Origin of the sequence: Terrirubrum flagellatum (assembly GCF_022059845.1) — a bacterium.
GTDB classification, from domain to species: Bacteria; Pseudomonadota; Alphaproteobacteria; order Rhizobiales; family Beijerinckiaceae; genus Terrirubrum; species Terrirubrum flagellatum.
The window spans coordinates 916,175-936,872 of the sequence record NZ_CP091851.1; the positions used below are offsets into that span (position 1 = coordinate 916,175).

Consider the following 20,698-nt stretch of genomic DNA (forward strand, 5'->3'; position numbering starts at 1 on the left):
CGCGGTTAGTCGCGTTGGCCGCGGCCGATATAGTCCTGCAGCGCGAAGCCGACATGGATGCAGACCAGTGTCAGCAGGGCGAAGGCGAAAAAGGCGTGCGTCGTGAAGAGCGCGTCGGCCCAACCGAAGCCTTCCGGCCATATCTGCGGCAGCACGACGCCAAACAGAGCCTCGCGCGCGCCGAAGTCGGATGCGCCGGCGAGGCCGAGCAGGCAGGTCAAAATGGCGACGGCGTAGAGGAGGAGATGGGCGAAGCGCGCCGTGCTGCTGCGCTGACGCCAGAGCGCGCCGGCGCGCGGGATGATCCGGTAGGCGAGGCGGGCCAGAAGCAGCATCAGAATGACGAAGCCGCAGAGCTTGTGGGCTGACATCAGAGTGTCGGCGACGCTTCCGCCGCCAAGCTGGGTCATCACGACCCCGGAGGCGACCATGCAGCCGATCAGCGCGGCGGTCAGCCAGTGCAGCGCTCGGGCGACGAGGCGGTGATCCAGCGGACGAGCGGTTCCCGGCGCCTCGAGAGCCGACTCAGCCTGCGTGTCGATGATGCTCATGCCGCGAGATCCTGTGTGGTCTTGAGATAATCCAGCACGAGGGCGCGGAGATCGGACGCGCCGTGATTCACATCGGACGAGACCTGCGTGACAAGGTCGGCGGCCTGTTTGGCGTCGGCGATCATCCCGGCGACCTGACCAACCTCCTGAGTCGCCAGCCGGACGTCAGAAGCGGTCTTGTCCGTGCTCGACAGGATCTTCTGCGAGCTTTCGTCCTGCCGGCGCATCAGGTCGGCGATCGTGCCCGTCGCGCCTTCGATCGCGTCGATGGAGCTGACCAACGCCGCGACCCGTTCGGCGATGCGCGTCGTTCCGATGGTTACGGCTTCGAGCTTCTCGCGCACGTCTTCGGTCGCGGCCGAAGCGCGCATGGCGAGCTGCTTCACCTCGGCGGCCACCACGGCGAAGCCGCGGCCGCTTTCGCCGACGCGCGCCGCCTCGATCGTGGCGTTCAACGCCAGCAGATTGGTCTGATTGGCGACATCCTGAATCAGCGCGACGACCTGGCCGACATCGCGCGCGGCCTCGACGAGGGAGTTTGCTTCGCCATTCGCCGCTCGCACGAGTTGCTTGGCGTCGAGCGCGACGGAGGAGGTGCGGCTAGCTTCGGAGCTCATGGCGGTCAGGGTCGAGGCGATGTCGCCGATCGAGAGCGCGACATTGTCGACATGGCCGGATGCGGTCTCGGTCGAACGCACCGCTTCGCCGGCGCGCCGGTCGATGTTGCGCGACAATTCCGCCAGCCCCAGCGAGGCGTTGGCCATCTGGCCTGCATTGCCCTCGAGACGACGAACGATGTCCGAGATGCGGTCCTGGAAGGCGAGGCTCGCCTTCTTGAACTCTTCCTGGCGGGCGACGTTGCGCGCCAGCGATTCCTTCTCTTCCTCGGCTTGCGTCTTCTGCCGGCGCTGCAGGGCGAAATGCTGGGTCAGCGCTTGCGCCAGCGCGCCGATCTCGTCGCGTCGCATCGCCTCGCGGCTGACTGCGGTGGGAAGCTGGCTCGCTGCGCCAAGCGTTTCGGCAAGCCGCGTGATGGGTCGCACCAGCCAGCGATATTCGAGGATGGCGATTTGCCCGACAAGGAAGAGGATGAGGAAGCCGATAAGGAGCTTGTTGCGCCTGTTGCTCTGGATGTCGGCCAGCATGCCGCCGCGCAGCGCTTCGATGCCTTCGGCGAGCGCCTTGCCGAGCAGGACGCGCTTCTCCGTCATCGCCGTCCATGTCGCCCTGACCTTGTCGGCGTCGGAGGCGCGCAGCGCTTCGCGCAACGCGCCATAGAGCGCCAGCGTCTCCTTCGCGATCGGCGCTGCCGCTTCGGTGGGCGGCTTCTCTGCGAGCCCCGTCAAGATCTGGCCGATGCGGGCAAGCTGCGGCGCGCGCTCATCTTCGCCGCCCTGAAGGCGCGTGTCGCGCAGGGAGGCGAACAGCGGCGCGAGTTCGGAGGAGACGTCGAGCGCTGACGCGAGGTCGCCCATGATCTCGGCTGTGCGTGAATGCTTGTGGTCGTGAATGAGGCCGACCGTGATCAGCAGCGTGACGAGAAAGCCGAGCATCGCCCCCCAAAGGGCCATGCGCTGCTTGACCGTCGCCTTAAATCCGCGCGGAAACATCCCGGCTATCGCCCCCTTGCCGGAACACGGTGGGCGCGCATGGTTAACGAGCGGCTAATTCAGGCCCGGATTCAAGGGAATGTGAGCGATCTTTTGCCTGATTTGCGGGCAGCCGCGCGGCGGCTGGGCTGACAACCGCCGGCGGCCTCCCGCGCGAGCGGCTCGCCCAGGTGGAGCCCGCCGGAGTTTCGCCCTTGCAAAGCGCCGCGCCCTCATGCATGAAGCGCGGCGCGGCGGGCCAATTGGCCCGCCGCAGACCTTTCCGGCGGCGCTCTGACGTTTTTCAGGTCAACTTGGGCTCCGGGCCTTCCGGCGAAGGAGTGTAGCTCAATTGGTTAGAGCACCGGTCTCCAAAACCGGGGGTTGGGGGTTCGAGTCCCTCCACTCCTGCCATCTCTAGGAAGTGGCGGGTTTCCAACGGGTTAGAAAGCGGCGCGGACAAAGAGAGTCAGCGTCGCGAGAGGCGCGCCGCAGTGTGCGGCGGAGTGGTCATGGCGAAGTTCAATCCCTTCGAATTCATGCAGGACGTGCGGTCCGAAGGTCAGAAAGTGACCTGGCCGACGCGTCGCGAGACGATGATCACCACGGGACTGGTGTTCGCCATGGCGATCGTCTCGTCGATCTTCTTCTTTTTCGTCGATTCGATCATCCGCTGGGGGCTTGCCCTCATGTTGGGCATCGGCGGTTGAGACCCAGTCGAGAACTAAAATGAGCAAGCGCTGGTATATCGTTCACGCCTATTCGAATTTCGAGAACAAGGTCGCGCAATCGATCAAGGATCAGGCTGCGCAGCGAAGCCTTGAGGATATGTTTGGCGAGGTGTTCGTTCCGACCGAGAATGTGGTCGAGGTGCGCCGCGGCAAGAAGGTCAATGCGGAGCGCAAATTCTTCCCGGGTTATGTGCTCGTGAACTGCGACCTGACCGACGAGGTGTTCCATCTCATCAAGAACACGCCGAAGGTCACCGGCTTCCTCGGCGCCGACAAGAAGCCAATGCCTATCCCGGAGGCCGAAGCCCTGCGCATCAAGGGCCAGGTGCAGGAAGGCGTCGAGCGTCCGAAGCCGTCTGTCACCTTCGAGGTCGGCGAGCAGGTCAAGGTGTCGGACGGGCCGTTCCAAGGCTTCAACGGCATTGTCGAGGAAGTCGATGTCGGCCGCGCTCGCCTCAAGGTCGCCGTGTCGATCTTCGGCCGCGCGACGCCGGTCGAGCTCGAATACGGCCAGGTCGCCAAGCTCTGAATCTCTCCCGGACGGTCGTCCGGGATTTGCAGCCCACATATGCGTTCTGACCGGCGCGCCTGTTGGCGCGCTGGCGAGGCGGTGAATGCGCGCCTATTTTGGACCGCATGACCATTCCCTTCTCGATCCTCGACCTTTCTCCCATCGTCGAGGGCGCGACCGCCGGCGATGCGCTTCGCAACAGCCTCGATCTCGCGCAGCACGCCGAGGCGCTCGGCTACAAGCGCTACTGGCTTGCCGAGCATCACAACATGCCGGGCATCGCCAGCGCCGCGACCGCGGTGGCGATCGCGCATGTGGCGGCCGGCACGAAGACGATCCGTGTCGGCTCCGGCGGCGTCATGCTGCCGAACCATGCGCCTTTGGTGATCGCCGAACAGTTCGGCACCTTGGCGGCGCTGCATCCTGACCGGATCGACCTCGGCCTTGGTCGCGCGCCCGGAACCGACATGCTCACCGCGCGCGCCTTGCGGCGCGATCTCCAGACGAGTTCCGACCGTTTCCCTCAGGATGTGCTGGAGCTGCAGGCTTATTTCGAGCCGCCGGAGCCAGACCAGAAGCTCCGCGCCTATCCCGGCGCCGGCTTGCGCGTGCCCTTGTGGATTCTCGGCTCCAGCCTGTTCGGCGCGCAGCTTGCGGCGATGCTCGGGCTGCCCTTTTCTTTCGCTTCCCATTTCGCGCCAGACGCGTTGATGGATGCGGCCGAGATCTACCGCTCGCGGTTCGAGCCCTCGGCGCAGCTCGATAAGCCTTACTTCATGCCGGGTGTGGCCGTCCTCGCCGCTGACACCGATGAAGAGGCGCGGCGTTTGTTCACCTCGGCCCAGCAGTCCTTTGTGCGCCTGCGCCGTGGCGCGCCGACGCCGGTGCCGCCGCCGATCGACGATATCGACGCCTACTGGTCGCCGGCGGAGAAGGCGATGGCGGACCATGCGCAGCGCTACGCAGCGGTCGGAAGCCAGGAGACGGTCGCCCGCAAACTCAAGGCGTTCATCGCCATGACCGGCGCCGACGAATTGATGATCACCGGCCAGGTGTTCGATCATGGTGCGCGACGCCATTCCATCGCCCTTGCCGCGGCCGCTCGTGATTCGATTGCGGTCGAGACCGGAACACAATCGGAGCCGCAGAGCGCGCCCGCCTGAAATGCGTGCAGCCGGCCCGCTTGCCACCCGCATTCAGATTTCGTTAATTTCCCAATCAATAACGGAAATTGGATCGTGGGGCGGACAATCCAATGTTGATCTGGCTTGGAATCGGGTGGCTGGCCTGTATGGCCCTGATGCTGGAGATGATGGCGCGGGCGATCGGTCAGGATCAGCCTTAAGCTTCTCTCCTCCGGCCAGCCTGATGGGGAGGTCGAGGCGGCCTTTTCGGAATTTCGGAATTCAGTCCAATGCGGCGCGCCGCTGAGGCTGTGCTCGCCGCTTGCGCGGCCTTAGTTGCGATGGCTGGCCTTGGCCTGATTTTCTATATCGCCGACAAGAAGTTCGGGTTGAAGTCGCCTTGGGTGACAGCGGCCGCCGCGGTCATCGGCGCTGGCTTCATTCTGCTCATCGTTGCGATCACCGCGCGCCTTGGCGGACTGCTCTATCCCTCGATGGGCCTGCCGCATTCTTTCCTGGCGTCGCGACGCAGCAATCCGGCGCGGCTTCGCCGCGCGGTGGAGAAACTCGCCAGCGATCCGCGCTGGCCCCATTTCGCGCCTCTCATCCGCCGCTGGAATATCTTCAACGCGCATCATGTCGAACAATGGGATCGCCGCTATCGTGAGCTTCTGGCGGATCCGAGGCGGCGTCATCGCGCCGCGGATATTCTTGAAGGCCGATTCCCTTCTAACGACCAGATTGATTATGATGATGACGAGACCATGCTCGTCACCTGCGAGCATCTGCAGCCGGTCGAGCGCGCGCTGAAGAGCTCATCGATTTCGTGCGTTCCGGTGCGGGACAAAAAGAATCTGGCCGCGTTCGTTGATCTCGATGCGCGGCTCCTCATCGCGCGCTATCGGCTTCCCGACTGCGTCGTCCGTTATGAGGAAGAAGTCGATCCGCGTGGACCGACAGTGGACGCGCTGTGCTGCACGCTCTGCAATTCAAGAATCCTCGGCTCTTACGGGCCGAGATTTCCCGCAGCATAGGACGTTGCGCAGCGAGCTCCCGGCAGGTCGACCTGCCGGGAGCTCCGCGTCTGGTCGCCCCGCAGAAAATTTCGGCTCGCTCCTCGACGCAATCTCACCCTAGCCGTGGACGCCGCGGAACGAAGTGCGGTCAAACACAAAGCCGTTCGCGATTTGAATTACTGGCTTGCCGCAGCGCTTAAATGGATTCTCGCGCGCAGCTCATCTCCTGTTTTGCGTCGCGCCCGCGTCCCCTCGCGGGCGCAACTGCTCACATATAGCCCCAGTGACGACGCCAGCCCCAGCCATAACGCGGGCCATACCAGGGGCGTGGACCATAGAAGGGACGCGCGCGATAGAAGCCGTAACCCGGTCCCCAGCGATTGGGCACGCAACGTCCCCACGGATTCGGATGCCATCCCGGACCGCATCCCCACGCCACTTGCGTGATGGCGGCCGGCTGTTCGACCGGCGCAAGCGGCATCGCCTGCGCGGCTGATGCGAGCCCCGCAAGACCTGCGGAGAGAGCAAGAACTGCAAGCTTCATGAAAGCCTCCTCAATGCCCAGCCTTGCATTGATTTGGCGCTCGCGAGCGTGAATAGGCGCTGAATGAATGGCTGATGAATATTGCGGCGCTCATGCGCATGAACGACGCGCCGAGATGAATGCGTTGTTACGATTCCAAAAATAAAAGGCCACGCTCGCGCGTGGCCGTTTCATCGCATAACAACGCGATCAAGCGTTCGCGCCGGTGCTCTGTACGAAATAGCGGATGTGCGAGCCGTCGTCATTTTTCGCCCACCATGCCTTATGCTCGGCGTCGTAGCCTGCATGATCGGCCGTCGCGATCTTGATCTTGATCGCGGTTTCGGCGCGCGATTCCGACTCAAAACGATCCGGTAGCGGCGTTGTTTCGAGGGGCTCGCGCTTGTCGCCGAGCTTCTGCTCGATGATCTGGAATGTCATGTGACGCTCCTTCCTGAATTCCCCACAATCTGACGCCGGATAGACTGAAATGCAAATTTGGCGCGGGGATGACGCCTGCGGCAAGAGGCGGCGCCCGCGCTCATTTTGTCGCGGTGAAGACGATGGCGCTCAGCGCGCCAACAATCCGGGCCTGAGCCGAACCGGGCTTCAAGGGCCGCCTGCGCTGCGCGAGTCACCTCGTCCAGCCGCGAGGCGTCGCGCGCCTCGATCTCGTTGCGCAGCGGCGTCCCCTGACAGAGGCCGATCGCCGGCTCCCGGGCGGAAGGGGCCTTGCTTTCCTTGGCGACTGTTTCGAACGAGATGTCCTGGAAACCCGCCTGTTTCAGCTCACCCGAAATTCGCGCGGAATCGCAATAGCTGTGCGGCGTGCGTGACATGAACGTTGGCGGATTGTCGGGAAAGAAGGCGGCGATCGCCTGCGACGCTATATTCGTGAACTCGTTTTTCTCCAGCCGATCCCATACATTGAATAGAAATCGCCCGCCCGGCTTCAGAACGCGAAAAGCCTCCGAGTAACCTTTTACCTTGTCGGGGAAGAACATGGCCCCGAACTGGCAGACGACGACATCGAAGGCGCCGTCGCCGAAGGGCAGGGCGAGCGCGTCCGCCTGCTGCCAGAGGATGCGCGTCGATGGGACATGCTGCGCCGCGAAATCGAGCATCGGCTGATTGAGGTCGGACGCGATGATATGGACATTGTGCGGCTGCGCCTGATCGAGCACTTTGGTCACCACGCCGGTGCCGGCCGCTGTCTCCAGAATGCGCGATGGCGACAGAGCGGACACCCGCCTCGACAGGTCGGCGGCGTAGGGCTCGAAAATCAGCGGGCCGAGATATTTGTTATAGAGAGCCGGGATCGATCCCGTGAAGGCCTTGTCGGGGTCCATCGTCAGCCTCCTTTTGGGAAACCGCGCCGACGAAGTTTGGCGCCGCGCCCTGCCGCTGGCAACGCGTCCAGCTCCATTGCATGCAGGCGCGATGGCGAAGAGGAGTTGTCAACGCCGCCCGAGCCAGGATTTCGCGACGGCTATGTGGCCGCGGCGCGCTCGCGTTCGAGAACGTCCCAGTAATGCTCGACGATGTCCCAGCGGGCGATTTCACGCGGCAATCGCGCGATCAGCTCCTTCTCCTCCTCGGCGACATAGTAACGGTTCAGCCCGTCAAAGAAGTGAAACGCATAGCCGTGGCGATCCATGATATCGGCCCATGAGGGCCGTGCATCTTCCATGCGCCCGGGCGAAACGACTTCCGCCAGAATGATGCGCGGGCGGAACGAGGTCCAATCCGCGCCTTCGAGCACCTCATGCTCGGCGCCTTCGACATCGATCTTGAGAAAATCCACTTTGCCGATTGCGTGATCCTTGACGAGCTGCGCCAGCGACGCGGTCTCGCGCATTTCATGCGTGAATGAAGGTTCGAACTGTCTGGCGGCTTCCGCGGCGTCGATCTTCGTGGTGGAAAGGCCGTGCAGTTCGGCGAAGCTGTAGAAACTGGCTGATCCATTCTCTCGGCCAACGAGACGATCATCGCGCTTGTCGCGCGGTCGCGCCTGCTCATATTGCGCAAGCAGTTCGCGCTGGGGCTCGACGACAAGACCGCTCCAGCCCTGGAGATAGAACCAGTACGACACGTTATCCAGCATCGGCTCGCCCGCGCCGATATCGACATAGAAGCCTTCGCTCTGTCCGGCGAAAGCGAGATGCAGATAGTAGTCTTCCAGACGCTGCGCATAGGAGAGCGTCATTGTCGGCTTTGTCATGGGAGCGTTCGGACGGAAATATGGAATTGCGCGGCGCCGGGCGCCATCGAACGCAGCCTAGCAGATGGACGCCATGATGTGGCAAGAGCGGCTATTCCTCCGACATCGCCGGATCATGAATGTGGCTGATGAGCTTGCGAAACCGCGCATGGCTTGCGCGGCCTCTGCCAAAGGAGCGCTGCCGGCGAGGGCAGGGGCGTGAGCGCAGTGGCGTCACGCGGGATCGGCGCGAAACCGGTCCCGCTTGCCAACCATTGATGTTCAGCCCGGGCCTGCGCCCTGCGTGTTCACATAGACGGCGTAGAGCGACTGGCTCGCCGCCATGAACAGCCGGTTGCGCTTCGGCCCGCCGAAACAGATGTTGCCGCAGATCTCAGGCAGGCGGATGCGCCCGATCAGCTTGCCTTCGGGCGTGTAGACGGTGACGCCGCTATAGCCGACGGCGCGGCCGGCGTTGCTCGAACACCAGAGATTGCCATCGACATCGCAGCGCACGCCGTCCGGCCCGCATTTGACGCCATCGATCATGAAATCGCTGAACAGCTTGCGATTGCCAAGCTTGTTGTCGCTTCCGACATCGAAGGAGTAGATCTCGCCCTTGCCGCCGGGGCCTGTGTCGCCCGGGCCTTTCCCCGTCGAGACGACATAGAGCTTCTTGTAGTCGGGCGAGAAACAGATGCCGTTGGGATCGGGAACCTGCTCCTCGGTGACGACGAGATCGATACGGCCGCCGGGATCGATGCGATAGCAATTCGTCGGCAGTTCGCGTTTGGCGGCGCCGATATCGGCTGATTGGCCGAGACGATTCTTCAGCCGGCCCGACGCGTTGCTTGCGCCGCCGGCGGCGTCCGGCGCGCCTTCATAAAGCTGTCCGCCATAGGGCGGATCGGTGAACCAGTAGCTGCCATCCGGATGCGCCGCGATGTCGTTTGGCGAATTCAGTCGTTTTCCCTCGAACGAACTTGCGAGCACGGTGACGGAGCCGTCGAGTTCGTAGCGAACGACTCGTCGCGTGAGATGTTCGCAGGAGAGTTGTCGTCCCTGAAAATCGAAACTGTTGCCGTTGCTGTTGTTCGATGGCTTACGGAAGACGCTGACGCGCCCGTCATCCTCGAGCCAACGCAACTGGCGATCATTCGGAATGTCGCTCCAGACGAGATAGCGACCCTGCGCGTTCCACGCCGGACCCTCGGACCATAGCGCGCCGGTCCACAGGCGCTTGATGGCGCTGTTCGGCTGCGCGTAATTGTTGAAGAGCGGATCGACAGTGATCACGTCGGGATCGGTGAAATAGGTCGTCGGCGCGCCGCCGGGGCCGAAATCGCGCGGCGGCGAAGTAATCGTGCTCGGCGGCGAGACGGGCGTTTGCGCGATCGCGTCGGACGCCGCAGCGATCGCCATCGCTCCGGCGCCGATCGCGGCGCGACGAGACAGCGCTGGCGCAGTGATATTTTCTGATCGATTGTGTCGCGTCATGCGTGTTCCTCCCGGAAGATGCGCTGGCCAAGATTGACGCGGCTGGATAGGCCGCGTGGAACACTTCATCACGCCGCGCTTTGATCGAGCGCGTGAGCGTGATCGTTTCTCGAAATCCGGAGCAGGGTTTGCGAAAAGCCGGCATCCACTTCTCGCGCCGCGCTCTTGTCACGGGAACATGATCCACGCTTCCCAGCGGGTCAAGAAAGCCGATGCTGCGCTGCGGAAAATGTTTATCCATTTCAATTTTGAATCACTTCAATCAAGCAGTCCGTTCATCTTCGCCCGACGTGGGTGATAACTTAGCCGATCACCGAAGAACGATTCAACAACAGCTTTCGACAGAGCGCGCGTCGATTGCGCGTGTCGAAGCTGATCCTTGCTCGCGCCCGATCGCTATCGACATATCCGCGGCGGTGGGCAGGGTTGCAGGAGCGCGCGGATAACGGCGAGATCGATTTCCTTTTCCAGCCGCGCGATATATTCGCTCGCGGGGTCGAGCGCTTTGATCCGTTCGAGGTCGGCTCGAGCATCGGCGATTTCAAAAATCGCAAGCAGGCCGGCCGCATGATGATAGTGGGCGATGACGCGCCTGTCGGCGGAGAGATCAGGCTTGTCGATAAGTTTCTGGCAGACGGAAACCTTGTTCGCGTCTGGCGCGGATTCAACGCATGAGCGCCACAATTCGTCGGTGGGAGCGGCGTCTTGAGCGGCGGCGAAACGACACGCTAGAGCGAACGCCAGCGATGAAGCGACAGTCGCAAATTTGCGCATAGATCATGCCGTCGCAAGGATGTCGCGAACGATCTGAGCGGCGCGTTCGCACTCTGAGCGGCTGACGTCGAGATGCGTGGTCGCCCGGATCATGTGCGATCCGAACAGCGAGAGAAGGACGCCTTTTTCCCTGGCTTGTTCGACGATCGGCGCGGCCGGGCCGCGCGTCGTTGTGAAGATCACGATATTGGTCTGTATGGTCCTTCGATCGAGCTTGATGCCCGGCGCGGCCGCGAGAATGTCAGCAAAGAGCGCGGCGTTGTCGTGATCCTCCGCAAGGCGCTCGATGTGATGATCGAGAGCGTAGAGACCGGCGGCGGCCATCATTCCCGACTGCCGCATCGCGCCGCCATAAATGCGGCGGACGCGCCGCGCGGCGGCGATATCCGCCTTGGACCCAAGCAGAACGCTTCCGACAGGACAGCCCAAGCCCTTGGACAGTGAGACGGACGCCATGCGGAACGGCGCGGCAAGCGTTGCGACGCTTGTGCGCGACGCGAGCGCCGCATTGAAAAGCCTGGCGCCATCGAGATAGGCCGGGATGCCGCGCTGCTGGGCGGCTGCGCAGATCGCAACGGCCTCTTCCTGTGGGAAGACCACGCCGCCGCCGCGGTTGTGCGTGTTTTCGATGACCACCAGGCCCGTTGGCGCAAAGACGATGTGATCGCGCGGCTTGCAGGCGGCAATAAATTGCTCTGCCGTGAAGAGGCCGCTCGTTCCGATCGGCGTGACCTGAACGCTGCCAATGGCGGCTGCGGCGCCGGCTTCATGCCACAGCACATGCGCTTCGCCGCCGGTGATCAATTCGTCTCCGGGACGCGCAAGCACGCGCAACGCGATCTGGTTGGCCATGGTGCCGCTGGGAACGAAAAGCCCCGCTTCCTTTCCCGCCATTTCGGACAGTCGCGCCTCGAGCGCGCTCACAGACGGGTCTTCGCCATACTGGTCGTCGCCGACCGGAGCTTCGGCGATCGCCCTACGCATTCCTTCAGTCGGACGCGTCACCGTATCGGATCGCAAATCTATCATTGGGTCGCGCATCGCTGGAGCCTCACGCAATCGTTTGATGTCTGAGGAATTATGGACGGGCCGCTACTTCATCGCGAAGGATTGGTCGAAACGGCCTGATATTCAGTTTCGATCTGCGCCTTGATCAGCCAGATCTCGGCGTCGTGAGAGGCGCAGAGACGATTCCATCGATCATCGTCCATATTGGCGGGCCGCCACGCCATGAGCGTTACAAGACAGGCGTCTTTGGAGTAGCCGAGAGGCGCGCCCGCCATCACGCGGGCCGAGATGCGATGCGTCAAGTTGGGCGGGGCGCCGACATGAAAGTCGATCGAGCGCGTGGCGGCATTGGCGTCGATCCGATACCAGCCGCGGCCACCGTCGAAGAGCGACAGGCCGGTGTAGACGCCGGGCTCGCCGGATGGGCCAGTGTCGAAGCAGCCGAGCGACCAGCGGCCCAGCTTGATCGGGTCCGAGAGATAGGCAAACGCGACATCGGCCGGCGCCTGCACATGGCAGGTGGCGATGTGGGACAGTCCCGTCATTCCGTCTCCCTATCGCGCTGTCGTCTGGCCCCGATTTTGGCTGCGCGCCGCCCGCCGAAAAAGCCCCTGAATTGCTTTAAGCTTAAACCTTCCCCCGCGGGAAGTCTTGTGGTCATATCAAGCAATGGCCGGGGGACTTCTCGAGGTTTCGAATTTGGCGCGCCGTTTCGGCGAGTTGCGCGCTGTCGATGGCGTGTCTTTTTCCGTCAGCGCCGGCTCGATCGTTGGCCTGATTGGCCCGAACGGCGCTGGCAAAAGCACCTTGTTCAATCTGATCGCCGGCGCAATGAAGCCGGACGCCGGCGAAGTGCGCTTCGAAGGTCGGCGGCTCGACGGCCAAAGCCCGAACCAGATTTTCCGCGCCGGGCTTGCGCGCACGTTCCAGATCCCGCGACCTTTCCCCGAGATGACGGTGCTTGAGAATGTCATGCTCGCGCCGATCGACCAGCGCGGCGAACGCTTCTGGAACAACTGGCTCGCGCCAGGGGCGGTTCGCGCCGAGGAGCGGCGGGCGTGCGCACGCGCGATGGATGTTCTCGGCTTCACGGGCCTCGGCGAGAAAAGCAGCGAACTCGCCGGGCGATTATCCGGCGGCCAGCAGAAGCTGCTGGAGCTTGCGCGCATCCTGATGACGGAGCCGCGCCTGATCCTGCTCGATGAGCCGGCGGCTGGCGTCAATCCGGCGCTGCTCGACACGCTCATCGACAAGATCGTCGCGCTCAACAAGCGGGGCGTGAGCTTTCTCGTGATCGAGCACAACATGGACATGGTGATGAATCTCTGCAGCCCGATTGTCGTGCTGGCGCAGGGCAAGATCATTTTTGAGGGCGACGCGGCTGGCGTGCGCGGGGACGCGCGCGTGCTCGACGCCTATCTCGGCGATGTCGCCGCATGACCGAGCGGGTTCTGGTCGCGCGTCATGTGATAGCGGGCTACGTCCGGGGCCTGCCGATCGTTCATGATGTGTCCGTTGACGTCGCGCGAGGAGAGATCGTCACGATCATTGGCCCGAATGGCGCGGGCAAGTCGACATTCCTCAAAGCAATCGCGGGCCTCGTGCGGTTCGAGGGCGGCAGCGTGATCTATGATGGGGCCAACGTCTCGGGCCTGCCGGCGCATGACATGGTGAAAGTCGGCATCGGCTTCGTTCCGCAAACCGGCAACATTTTCACCAATCTCACCATTCACGAAAACCTCGTGCTCGGCGGCCACAGCCTGAGCGCGCGCGAACTCAAGCAGCGGCTTGAGCGAACCTATGAGTTGAACTCGTTTCTTGCGGAGAGGCGATCTTCGGCAGGACGCGTGCTGTCGGGCGGCCAGCGGCAGATGCTGGCCGTGGCGCGCGCGCTGATGACGGATCCCAAGCTGATCATGCTGGACGAACCAACGGCCGGCCTCGCGCCAAAGATCGTCGGCGAGGTGTTCGCGGATCTGCGCAAGCTCGCCGAGGCCGGCGTTGCGGTGCTGATGGTGGAACAGAACGCCAAGGCTGCGTTACGCGTCTCCGATCGCGGCTATGTTCTGGCGGAAGGCCGCAATCGCGTCAGCGGCCGGGCGAGCGATCTCCTGGATGATGAGGCCGTTCGCGAAGCGTTTCTCGGCGGCCGGAGACCGGCTGCATGATCGGGCAGGCGATCGCGGACGGATTTCTCACCGGCGCCATCATTGCGCTCGGAGCGATCGGCGTTTCGCTCAGCCTGCAGATTCTGCGGTTCGCTAATTTCTCGCATGCAGAGCTGTTGACCTGGGGCGCCTATCTCGCGCTGACCTTTGTCGCGTTCGCCGGAGCCGGAGTTTCGATCGGCCCGCTGTCATTCGGATGGCCGCTGCTCGCCGCCGTCGCAGCCGCCGGGATGGGCACTGCTGTCGTTGCTCTTGCCGTCGATCTTCTGGTTTTCGCGCAGCTTAGGGCGCGCGGGGCGCATCCCCTCACGCTCGTCTTCGCCGGATTCGGCGCTGCGCTGATCCTGCGCAATCTCGTGCTGCTGATCTGGGGGCCGGAAGCGCATTACTACACGAGCGAATTGCAGATCGCGATCGAGGTGATGCCCGATGTTCGCATGCTGCCCGACCAGATCTTCGTGCTCGCGCTTGCTTTCGCCGTTGTTCTCGCGCTCCATCTCTTCCTTCGCTACAACAGACTTGGCATGGCGATGCGGGCGATGGCGGAAAGTCCGGCGCTCGCGCGGGTCTGTGGCGTCGAGATCGGCAAGGTGATCCGCTGGACCTGGATCATCAGCGGCGCGCTGGCTGCGGCGGCCGGAGTCTTTTCAGGGCTCACGGTGCAACTGCGCCCCGAGATGGGGTTCAATCTGCTGCTCTCCTTGTTCACCGCTGCGATCCTCGGCGGCGGCGGAAGCCTCGTCGGGGCGGTGATCGGCGGGCTTGCGGTCGGGCTTGCCGAGAATCTGTCGGTGCTGGTCATCCCGGCGGGATACAAGGCGGCGGTGCCGTTTCTTCTTCTGCTGCTGGTGCTATTCTTCCGGCCGCAGGGGCTCTTCGGCTCGATGGAGCGAGCATGAGCGCGTTCGCTGGCCAACTCTCCTATTTCATCTTCTTCGCGACGGTTACGCTCATTTTCGCGATGGCGACGCTTGGCCTCAATCTGCAATGGGGATCGACGGGCCTCTTCAACGCTGGCGTCGTCGGCTTCTATGCGATTGGCGGCTACGCTTTCGCGATCCTGTCTGCGCCGCCGAGGCCGGAGCTGCTGGCGAATTTCGGGCTGCCATGGATTGTCGGACTTCTCGGCGCGATGGCGGCTTCTGCGCTCGCGGCGGCGATCATCGGCCTGCTCACCATCCGCTTGCGTGGCGATTATCTCGCCATCACCACGTTCGGCGTCGCCGTGTCGATCCAGCTCGTGACGTTGAACTGGGAGGCGCTCACCGGCGGCAGCCTCGGCATGACGGCGATTCCGCGCCCCATTGCCGGCTTCTTCGACTCTTCGCTCGACGCCAACATCTTCTATTTCGTGCTGATGCTTGGCGCGACGGCGGCGATCTATCTCGCCCTTGAAAGCATCGTACGCTCCCCATGGGGCCGCGTGCTGAAGGCGATCCGCGAAGACGAGACGGCCGCAATCGCGCTCGGCAAGGATGCGCGCCTCTTTCGCCTTCAAGCTTTCATCCTGGGTTCGACGATCATCGGGGCCGCCGGCGCGCTTTACGCAAGCTTCATCGGCTTTCTCAGCCCGTTCGATTTCACGCCGATCCTGACCTTCCAGATCTGGACGATGTTGATCGTTGGCGGCAGCGGCAACAATCGCGGCGCCCTCATCGGCGCCGTCGTCGTCTGGGGACTCTGGACCGCGAGCGGGGCGCTGATCTCGAAATATGTGCCGGCCGCCTACCAGACGCAGGGCGGCGCCGTGCAGTCCATTCTGATCGGCCTCGTGCTGGTTTGCACGCTGCTCTTTCGACCGCGCGGCCTGATCGGCGAGGAGCCGGTCGTCTCGCGGCACGCGACATGACATTGCCTGGAGAGAAGGGGAGAGTGATGAGATATTTTCTCGGATTGAGCGCAGGCGCGATGCTCGGATTCGCGGCCATGCAGTCGCCTGTGATGGCGCAGGGCGCGAGCTGTCCTGTGAAGCTTGGCGGCATCCTGCCGCTGACCGGTTCGATGGGGCCCGTCGGCAAACGCATCGCGGACAGCGCGCAGTTGGCGATCGAACACATCAATCAGGGCGGCGGCGTGAAGGATTGCCAGGTGCAATTCACGCTGCGCGATGATCAGGGGCAGCCCACTGTCGGCGTCGACGCCGCGAAATATCTGATCGATGTCGAACGCGCCTCCGCCATCACCGGCACCGTGTCGAGCGGCGTGACGCTGCCGATCCTCGTTTCCGTTGCAGCGCCGGCGAAAATCCCGCTGATCAGTTGCTGCTCGACGGCGGCGACCTTCACGACGCTGGCGCAAGAGGGCAAGACAGGAGGGTTCTACTTCCGCACGCTGCCAACGGTGAAGACGCAAGCCTACGCGTCGGCGGTCGTTGCGGCTGAGCGCGGCTTCAAGCGAATCGCCATCGTCTACATCAACACCGATTTCGGCACCGGCATGGTGAAGGATTTCACCAAAGCGATGGAGAAGCTTGGCGGCAAAGTGGTCAAGACCGTCGCCTATAACGAAAACCAGCCATCCTATCGCGCGGAGGTGAATGTGGCGCTGGCCGAGAAGCCGGACGCTGTGTTCTTCGTCGCCTTTCCGCAGGACGGCGCGACGATGACGCGCGAATGGATATCGCTCGGCGGCACGCAGAACATGATCCTCAACAATTCGCTGCGCAGCCCTGAATATGTGAAGTCGGTCGGCGCGAAGTTCCTGCAGAACGCCTTCGGCATGGACAATGCGTCGGTCGCTGGGCCGACTGTCGACGCTTTCAAGCAATCCTTCCAGGCGAAATATAACCAGTCGGCGGACGGACCGGGCATCTACAATCAGTACGACGCGGTGATGGTGCTTGGGCTCGCGATGAACATCGCGCCGACTCTCACCGGTGAAGCGATCCGCGATTCGATTCGCAAGGTCCACACGCCAGGCGGAACGATCGTCGGAACGGGTCCGGAGGAGTTCAAGAAAGCTATCGCGCTGATTAAGGAGGGGAAGCCGATCAAATATGTCGGGGCCACGGGCCCGCTCGAATTTGACGCCAATGGCGATGTCAGCGGCGCGGCTCTCATCTGGACCGTGAAGGGCGATAATCTCGCCGTCGACCGCACGCTGACGATCGACGATATGAACGCGCTGATGAAGAAGGTCGACGGCTAAGCCCAAAGCGCCGCGGCGGATATTGTCTATGAGCGATCCACGCTCCGCCGCGGCGCGCGCATCAGAGCAACGCGCGCTCGATGCGCAATTCACTCTCGATACGATCGCCAACCTTGAAGATGTGTTCGCGCGGCGCGCGCTCGCTGCGCGTTCCGCGGACGGGCGCTACAACATCGTCCGCAATATTCCATACGGCGATGCGCCGGATCAGACGCTCGATTTCTATCCGGCCGCGCGGGCCGACGCGCCAGTGCTTGTCTTCATCCATGGCGGCTTCTGGAGTTCGATGCGCGCCGCCGATTTCAGCTTTCTCGCCGATGGTTTTGTTCCCTTTGGCGCGTCGTTAGCAATCCTAGATTATCCCCTGATTCCAGCCGTGCGTATGGCCGATATTGTCGAGTCCTGTCGGCGCGCGGTCGCCTGGATCGCGCGCGAAGGGCGACGGCATGGAATGAATCCTGAGAGAATTTTCGTCGCCGGCAATTCCGCCGGCGGGCATCTCGTCGCCGAGCTTGCGGACCGGCGATGGATGAAGGCGGAGGGCCTGCCGCTTGATATCGTCAAGGGCGGTTGCGCGATCAGCGGCCTGTTCGATCTGGCGCCCGTCGCTGCGTCGTTCCGCAACCAATTGCTGCAATTCGCGCCCGAAGAGGTCGCGCGCTTCAGTCCACTATGGCGGCCGATCGACGTCGGCGCGCCGATGATCATCGCGGTGGGTGGACGCGAGACCGAAGAATTCCTGCGCCAGTCCAGCGAATATGCAAACGCATGTCGTGCGCGTGTTTCCGTCGAATATCTCATCGTCGAGGGGACAGACCATATCACCGTGGTGCTCGACGCATTTGCGAACTCAGGCGCTGAACTCAATCGCGCGATGCGACGGCAGATGGGCTTGGCCGTCTGATCAACTGGCGCCCGCGCGCCAGTCGGCCCAGCGCGCATGCGCCACGGCGAACGAGGGCGCGACACCGGCAAGGAAATGAAAGGGCAGGCCGCCCGAAGGCGCCAGAGGAATCGGCAGACCTTCGAGGCGCGCGCCCATCGCCGCGGCGGCGAGAACTTCGCCCAGCATCGTCGTCATCGCGACGCCGCGGCCGTTGCAGCCGACGCCGCCGATGAAGTCGGGCCCGAACTCGTAGAGATGCGGCAGAAAATCGGGCGTCATCGCCGCCGTGCCGCTCCAGATAAAATCGATGCGTGGCGTCTGCGGCAGAGCAAGCTCTTTCGCGAGCCGGCGCGCGATTATGCGTGCGATGCGCCGATGTGCGGCGATCGGAACGATCGCCATGCCGCCGGTGATCAGCCTGTCGTCGCGATCGAGCCTGTAGGTGAAGAGATTGGAGCGCGTATCGCCGACCGGCCGCCGATCAGGCGCAATGCGTCGAACGACGTCCGGTGACATCGGCTCGGTCACGATCTGATAGACTCGCAGCGGCACGGTGTTTGAGCCAAGCTTTTTCGCCGGGCCTTGCAGGCCGGCATTGGTGCAGAGCAGAACCTTGTCTGCGGTCACGCGACGGCCGCCGCTCCGCAGCAGCCATATCGCGCCATTTTGTTTGATCGAATCGATGTTCGCGTTCTCAAAGATCACTGCGCCCGCTGCGATGGCGCCTTCGGCGAGACCGTAGAGATAGTTGAGCGGATGGATTGTCCCACCCGAGCGATCGAGCAGCGCGCCATGATAACGATTCATACCGGTCTGCAAGGCAGTCTCTTCCGCCGTGAGAAAGGATACGGGCCGGCTGTAGCTCGCCCATGTCGCGGCGCGCTTGCGCAAGGTTTCGGCCATTGCGGGATGATGCGCCGGCTGCAGCCATCCGGTTTGCGCCGCGTCACAGGCGATCCCCAGCGAGCGCGCGGTCTCGAAAACGCGATCGGCGCCTTGCGCGACGCAATCGAGGAGTCTGCGTCCGCGCTCCTCGCCGAGACGGGCGATCACCGCGGCGGGATCGGCCTTCGCAAAGTTTGGGACCACAAACCCGGCATTGAGCCCACTCGCGCCGGCGCCCAATTGTTCCGCTTCGAAAACCGCAACTCGCGCGCCGCGTCGCGCGAGATGCAGCGCCGCCGTCACGCCTGTGAAGCCGGCTCCGACAATCGCGACATCGACGGCCATGTCGCGCTCGAGCGTCGCACCGGCGACGCGCGCATTGGCGGTCGCCTGCCACAGCGTATTGCGACTCTCGCGCGCATCAGCGCTCATGCACAAGGTCCGAGACAGCAAGATTGATCTTGCTCCATCGGCTTTCCCATGATCGGTTCAATGTTTCAAGCTTGAAGCATCGAGGCTGGACATGGCGCGGCGCGCAATCACGACAGGATCGAAATTCGAAATCCTTGCGGGCTATTCGCGCGCGATTGTCGATGGCGAATGGATTTTCGTCTCAGGCACCGCTGGCTACGATTTTTCGAAAGATACGATTTCGGACGATCCGGCGGAACAGACGCGACAATCACTGAGGACGATCGCGGACGCGCTCGCGAAGGCCGGCGCCAGCCTGAGCGACATCGTGCGGGTGCGCGTTTATGTGTCGGATCGCGCGCATGTGATGCCGGTGTCGCGCATTCTGGGCGAGACGTTCTCGGAGCCGCGCCCCACGAATACGACAATCGTGTGCGGCTTCGCCATGCCGGAAATGAAAGTCGAGCTGGAGGTCACAGCGCTGAAGCGCTAGGCGCGCCATTTCGCCCATCAGACGAGTTCGACGAAGATTCACGATTCCAGCCAGCGTCGAACCTGGTCCCTGAGAAATGCGGCGTCGGCGGGATTGGCGATCGGGTTGCCTGCGCCATGGCCCCAGATGCTCGGGATCGGATTCATCGCACCATGGCTGAGATGCGGGAGTTCCGCCGCATTGTCGGCGACGCGAAAATAAAGATCGGTCTCGGATGGCAACAGCAGGACCTTGGCGCGGATCGCGCGAAGCGCTGCGGTCAGATCGCCATTGTAGAGCCCGTTGTTGCTGATGTCGCCGTGCTGCCAGGCCAGCGCCTGGGCGTAGAGATTCGCCGCGCGGCGCTGCGTGAATCGTTCGACCCAATCCCTGCGGAGATAGCTCTCGAGATCAGGCGCTCCGAGCGCCGTGCGATAAAGCTGCGCGCGATAGAAGTCCTGGCTGAGGCCCCAGCCCGCATAGATATGGCCGAAGGCCGCCAGCGTCGCCATCGGTTCGCTCGAAAAGCGACCGCCGCCGATATGCTCCGGCGCGGCTTCGAGGGTGCGAAGCAGTGCCGACAGAAACACCTTGTTGTGATCCGCAGTGCGCGCGCTCCCGCAGACGACGATCGCGCGCGCGACCTGTTCGGGATAGAGCGCGGCCCAGTGATAAGCCTGCATGCCGCCCATGGAGAAGCCGTAGACGGCCGCTAGCTTTTCGACTCCGAACGCCTCCGTAACGAGCTTGTGCTGCGCGCGCACATTGTCCGCGACCGTCACGAGCGCGGGATAATCAGGCGTTTCCGCCGCGCCCGAGGAAAGGCCGTTCGAGAACATGTTGACGATCAGAATGCACCAGCGGGTCGGGTCCAGAATGCCGTCCGGGCCGATGAGCCACGACATGGTGCTGTGCTGGGCCGTATAGCTGCTGGGATAAAGAATGAGGTTGTTGCGCGCCGCGTTCAGCGCGCCATGCTGCTCCCAGACGAGACGCGCATCGCGGATAAGTCCGCCGCGTTCGACTTTCCAGTCTCCGAGTTCGAGAGCGCCGGTTTTTTTCTCCCAGGTCATGCCGCAGTCTCCGCTCCATGGGCTTTAGATGATCGCGAAGCTGCAAGCGCGAGGCGCTTGCGTTCCGAACGCTCATTGGAATTGAACCGCCCGCGCGTCAACCGCCGCCCGCTGCGCCCAACAGCCGCCGGC

The 20,698-nt window shown here is 63.2% G+C and carries 24 protein-coding genes and 1 tRNA gene; 14 read left to right on the forward strand and 11 right to left on the reverse strand.

The window, feature by feature from the left end:
• Positions 1-5: 5 nt before the first annotated feature.
• On the reverse strand, positions 6-551 hold the full coding sequence (locus L8F45_RS04675) for a cytochrome b (RefSeq protein WP_342361724.1): 546 nt from the start codon (positions 549-551) through the stop codon (positions 6-8).
• Entirely contained in the window at positions 548-2,122 is a 1,575-nt protein-coding gene (locus L8F45_RS04680) for a methyl-accepting chemotaxis protein (protein ID WP_342361725.1), read from the reverse strand. The genes L8F45_RS04675 and L8F45_RS04680 overlap by 4 nt, the downstream gene beginning before the upstream one ends.
• 355 nt (positions 2,123-2,477) lie before the next feature.
• On the opposite strand from L8F45_RS04680, the gene L8F45_RS04685 reads away from it, so the two are divergent.
• The 5 genes from L8F45_RS04685 to L8F45_RS04705 all read left to right on the forward strand — a co-directional run bounded on the left by L8F45_RS04685 (position 2,478) and on the right by L8F45_RS04705 (position 5,540).
• A tRNA-Trp gene (locus L8F45_RS04685) sits at positions 2,478-2,554 on the forward strand.
• A 98-nt stretch (positions 2,555-2,652) separates the two neighbouring features.
• Positions 2,653-2,850 carry a preprotein translocase subunit SecE gene (secE, locus tag L8F45_RS04690; RefSeq protein WP_342361726.1) on the forward strand — a complete coding sequence of 66 codons (198 nt, stop codon included), beginning with the start codon at positions 2,653-2,655 and terminating at the stop codon, positions 2,848-2,850.
• A gap of 19 nt (positions 2,851-2,869) precedes the next feature.
• The gene (gene nusG, locus L8F45_RS04695) at positions 2,870-3,400 is read left to right on the forward strand and encodes a transcription termination/antitermination protein NusG (RefSeq protein WP_342361727.1); all 531 of its coding nucleotides are present in this window, start codon (positions 2,870-2,872) and stop codon (positions 3,398-3,400) included.
• Positions 3,401-3,507: 107 nt separating this feature from the next.
• A complete protein-coding gene (locus L8F45_RS04700; RefSeq protein ID WP_342361728.1) occupies positions 3,508-4,545 on the forward strand; it encodes an LLM class flavin-dependent oxidoreductase in 1,038 nt (345 codons plus the stop codon).
• A 251-nt stretch (positions 4,546-4,796) separates the two neighbouring features.
• Entirely contained in the window at positions 4,797-5,540 is a 744-nt protein-coding gene (locus L8F45_RS04705; RefSeq protein ID WP_342361729.1) for a hypothetical protein, read from the forward strand.
• Positions 5,541-5,790: 250 nt separating this feature from the next.
• Here L8F45_RS04705 and L8F45_RS04710 read toward each other — a convergent pair whose 3' ends face one another.
• The 5 genes from L8F45_RS04710 to L8F45_RS04730 form a co-directional block, all read right to left on the reverse strand.
• Complete coding sequence (locus tag L8F45_RS04710) at positions 5,791-6,066, reverse strand: GCG_CRPN prefix-to-repeats domain-containing protein (protein ID WP_342361730.1); 276 nt, start codon at positions 6,064-6,066, stop codon at positions 5,791-5,793.
• Positions 6,067-6,255: 189 nt separating this feature from the next.
• Positions 6,256-6,486 (reverse strand): beta/alpha barrel domain-containing protein, encoded by a 231-nt coding sequence (locus L8F45_RS04715; protein ID WP_342361731.1) that lies wholly within the window; start codon positions 6,484-6,486, stop codon positions 6,256-6,258.
• Complete coding sequence (locus tag L8F45_RS04720) at positions 6,483-7,394, reverse strand: class I SAM-dependent methyltransferase (RefSeq protein ID WP_342361732.1); 912 nt, start codon at positions 7,392-7,394, stop codon at positions 6,483-6,485. The genes L8F45_RS04715 and L8F45_RS04720 overlap by 4 nt, the downstream gene beginning before the upstream one ends.
• Before the next feature lie 140 nt (positions 7,395-7,534).
• Positions 7,535-8,266: an FkbM family methyltransferase gene (locus L8F45_RS04725; RefSeq protein ID WP_342361733.1), complete on the reverse strand. Its 732-nt coding sequence runs from the start codon at positions 8,264-8,266 to the stop codon at positions 7,535-7,537.
• Between the two features lie 261 nt (positions 8,267-8,527).
• Positions 8,528-9,742: an SMP-30/gluconolactonase/LRE family protein gene (locus L8F45_RS04730; RefSeq protein ID WP_425329983.1), complete on the reverse strand. Its 1,215-nt coding sequence runs from the start codon at positions 9,740-9,742 to the stop codon at positions 8,528-8,530.
• A 55-nt stretch (positions 9,743-9,797) separates the two neighbouring features.
• On the opposite strand from L8F45_RS04730, the gene L8F45_RS04735 reads away from it, so the two are divergent.
• Together L8F45_RS04735 and L8F45_RS04740 are read left to right on the forward strand one after the other, a co-directional pair.
• Positions 9,798-10,040, forward strand: a complete 243-nt coding sequence (locus L8F45_RS04735; protein ID WP_342361734.1) for a hypothetical protein — start codon at positions 9,798-9,800, stop codon at positions 10,038-10,040.
• A 65-nt stretch (positions 10,041-10,105) separates the two neighbouring features.
• Entirely contained in the window at positions 10,106-10,417 is a 312-nt protein-coding gene (locus tag L8F45_RS04740; RefSeq protein ID WP_342361735.1) for a hypothetical protein, read from the forward strand.
• A 102-nt stretch (positions 10,418-10,519) separates the two neighbouring features.
• Here L8F45_RS04740 and L8F45_RS04745 read toward each other — a convergent pair whose 3' ends face one another.
• On the reverse strand, positions 10,520-11,500 hold the full coding sequence (locus tag L8F45_RS04745; protein WP_342361736.1) for a threonine aldolase family protein: 981 nt from the start codon (positions 11,498-11,500) through the stop codon (positions 10,520-10,522).
• Between the two features lie 113 nt (positions 11,501-11,613).
• Positions 11,614-12,069: an SRPBCC family protein gene (locus L8F45_RS04750; RefSeq protein WP_342361737.1), complete on the reverse strand. Its 456-nt coding sequence runs from the start codon at positions 12,067-12,069 to the stop codon at positions 11,614-11,616.
• Between the two features lie 154 nt (positions 12,070-12,223).
• On the opposite strand from L8F45_RS04750, the gene L8F45_RS04755 reads away from it, so the two are divergent.
• Genes L8F45_RS04755 through L8F45_RS04780 form a run of 6 tightly spaced genes read left to right on the forward strand, consistent with a single transcriptional unit; the run spans position 12,224 to position 17,743 of the window.
• Positions 12,224-12,964 (forward strand): ABC transporter ATP-binding protein, encoded by a 741-nt coding sequence (locus L8F45_RS04755; protein ID WP_342361738.1) that lies wholly within the window; start codon positions 12,224-12,226, stop codon positions 12,962-12,964.
• Positions 12,961-13,692 (forward strand): ABC transporter ATP-binding protein, encoded by a 732-nt coding sequence (locus tag L8F45_RS04760; protein WP_342361739.1) that lies wholly within the window; start codon positions 12,961-12,963, stop codon positions 13,690-13,692. Before L8F45_RS04755 ends, L8F45_RS04760 begins: the two co-directional genes overlap by 4 nt.
• Positions 13,689-14,591, forward strand: a complete 903-nt coding sequence (locus L8F45_RS04765; protein WP_342361740.1) for a branched-chain amino acid ABC transporter permease — start codon at positions 13,689-13,691, stop codon at positions 14,589-14,591. Before L8F45_RS04760 ends, L8F45_RS04765 begins: the two co-directional genes overlap by 4 nt.
• Entirely contained in the window at positions 14,588-15,541 is a 954-nt protein-coding gene (locus L8F45_RS04770) for a branched-chain amino acid ABC transporter permease (protein WP_342361741.1), read from the forward strand. Before L8F45_RS04765 ends, L8F45_RS04770 begins: the two co-directional genes overlap by 4 nt.
• Before the next feature lie 26 nt (positions 15,542-15,567).
• Positions 15,568-16,839 (forward strand): ABC transporter substrate-binding protein, encoded by a 1,272-nt coding sequence (locus tag L8F45_RS04775; protein WP_342361742.1) that lies wholly within the window; start codon positions 15,568-15,570, stop codon positions 16,837-16,839.
• A gap of 28 nt (positions 16,840-16,867) precedes the next feature.
• A complete protein-coding gene (locus L8F45_RS04780; RefSeq protein ID WP_342361743.1) occupies positions 16,868-17,743 on the forward strand; it encodes an alpha/beta hydrolase in 876 nt (291 codons plus the stop codon).
• Here the strand turns inward: L8F45_RS04780 and L8F45_RS04785 are convergent, their stop codons facing one another.
• Positions 17,744-19,042: an NAD(P)/FAD-dependent oxidoreductase gene (locus L8F45_RS04785; protein WP_342361744.1), complete on the reverse strand. Its 1,299-nt coding sequence runs from the start codon at positions 19,040-19,042 to the stop codon at positions 17,744-17,746.
• A 91-nt stretch (positions 19,043-19,133) separates the two neighbouring features.
• Between L8F45_RS04785 and L8F45_RS04790 the strand changes: the two genes are divergently transcribed.
• Positions 19,134-19,514: a RidA family protein gene (locus L8F45_RS04790; protein ID WP_342361745.1), complete on the forward strand. Its 381-nt coding sequence runs from the start codon at positions 19,134-19,136 to the stop codon at positions 19,512-19,514.
• A 38-nt stretch (positions 19,515-19,552) separates the two neighbouring features.
• On the opposite strand, the gene L8F45_RS04795 is transcribed toward L8F45_RS04790, so the two are convergent.
• Complete coding sequence (locus L8F45_RS04795) at positions 19,553-20,566, reverse strand: alpha/beta fold hydrolase (protein ID WP_342361746.1); 1,014 nt, start codon at positions 20,564-20,566, stop codon at positions 19,553-19,555.
• Between the last annotated feature and the right edge of the window lie 132 nt (positions 20,567-20,698).

Bases quoted from the DNA above. Each gene is read 5' to 3' on its own strand.
- L8F45_RS04675 (WP_342361724.1), bottom strand. From the start codon at position 551: ATGAGCATCATCGACACGCAGGCTGAGTCGGCTCTCGAGGCGCCGGGA.
- L8F45_RS04720 (WP_342361732.1), bottom strand. From the start codon at position 7,394: ATGGACCCCGACAAGGCCTTCACGGGATCGATCCCGGCTCTCTATAAC.
- L8F45_RS04765 (WP_342361740.1), top strand. From the start codon at position 13,689: ATGATCGGGCAGGCGATCGCGGACGGATTTCTCACCGGCGCCATCATT.
- L8F45_RS04795 (WP_342361746.1), bottom strand. From the start codon at position 20,566: ATGACCTGGGAGAAAAAAACCGGCGCTCTCGAACTCGGAGACTGGAAA.
- L8F45_RS04700 (WP_342361728.1), top strand. From the start codon at position 3,508: ATGACCATTCCCTTCTCGATCCTCGACCTTTCTCCCATCGTCGAGGGC.
- L8F45_RS04780 (WP_342361743.1), top strand. From the start codon at position 16,868: ATGAGCGATCCACGCTCCGCCGCGGCGCGCGCATCAGAGCAACGCGCG.
- secE (WP_342361726.1), top strand. From the start codon at position 2,653: ATGGCGAAGTTCAATCCCTTCGAATTCATGCAGGACGTGCGGTCCGAA.
- L8F45_RS04760 (WP_342361739.1), top strand. From the start codon at position 12,961: ATGACCGAGCGGGTTCTGGTCGCGCGTCATGTGATAGCGGGCTACGTC.
- nusG (WP_342361727.1), top strand. From the start codon at position 2,870: ATGAGCAAGCGCTGGTATATCGTTCACGCCTATTCGAATTTCGAGAAC.
- L8F45_RS04750 (WP_342361737.1), bottom strand. From the start codon at position 12,069: ATGACGGGACTGTCCCACATCGCCACCTGCCATGTGCAGGCGCCGGCC.
- L8F45_RS04785 (WP_342361744.1), bottom strand. From the start codon at position 19,042: ATGAGCGCTGATGCGCGCGAGAGTCGCAATACGCTGTGGCAGGCGACC.
- L8F45_RS04775 (WP_342361742.1), top strand. From the start codon at position 15,568: ATGAGATATTTTCTCGGATTGAGCGCAGGCGCGATGCTCGGATTCGCG.
- L8F45_RS04745 (WP_342361736.1), bottom strand. From the start codon at position 11,500: ATGCGTAGGGCGATCGCCGAAGCTCCGGTCGGCGACGACCAGTATGGC.
- L8F45_RS04770 (WP_342361741.1), top strand. From the start codon at position 14,588: ATGAGCGCGTTCGCTGGCCAACTCTCCTATTTCATCTTCTTCGCGACG.
- L8F45_RS04715 (WP_342361731.1), bottom strand. From the start codon at position 6,486: ATGACATTCCAGATCATCGAGCAGAAGCTCGGCGACAAGCGCGAGCCC.
- L8F45_RS04680 (WP_342361725.1), bottom strand. From the start codon at position 2,122: ATGGCCCTTTGGGGGGCGATGCTCGGCTTTCTCGTCACGCTGCTGATC.
- L8F45_RS04725 (WP_342361733.1), bottom strand. From the start codon at position 8,266: ATGACAAAGCCGACAATGACGCTCTCCTATGCGCAGCGTCTGGAAGAC.
- L8F45_RS04730 (WP_425329983.1), bottom strand. From the start codon at position 9,742: ATGACGCGACACAATCGATCAGAAAATATCACTGCGCCAGCGCTGTCT.
- L8F45_RS04705 (WP_342361729.1), top strand. From the start codon at position 4,797: ATGCGGCGCGCCGCTGAGGCTGTGCTCGCCGCTTGCGCGGCCTTAGTT.
- L8F45_RS04710 (WP_342361730.1), bottom strand. From the start codon at position 6,066: ATGAAGCTTGCAGTTCTTGCTCTCTCCGCAGGTCTTGCGGGGCTCGCA.
- L8F45_RS04790 (WP_342361745.1), top strand. From the start codon at position 19,134: ATGGCGCGGCGCGCAATCACGACAGGATCGAAATTCGAAATCCTTGCG.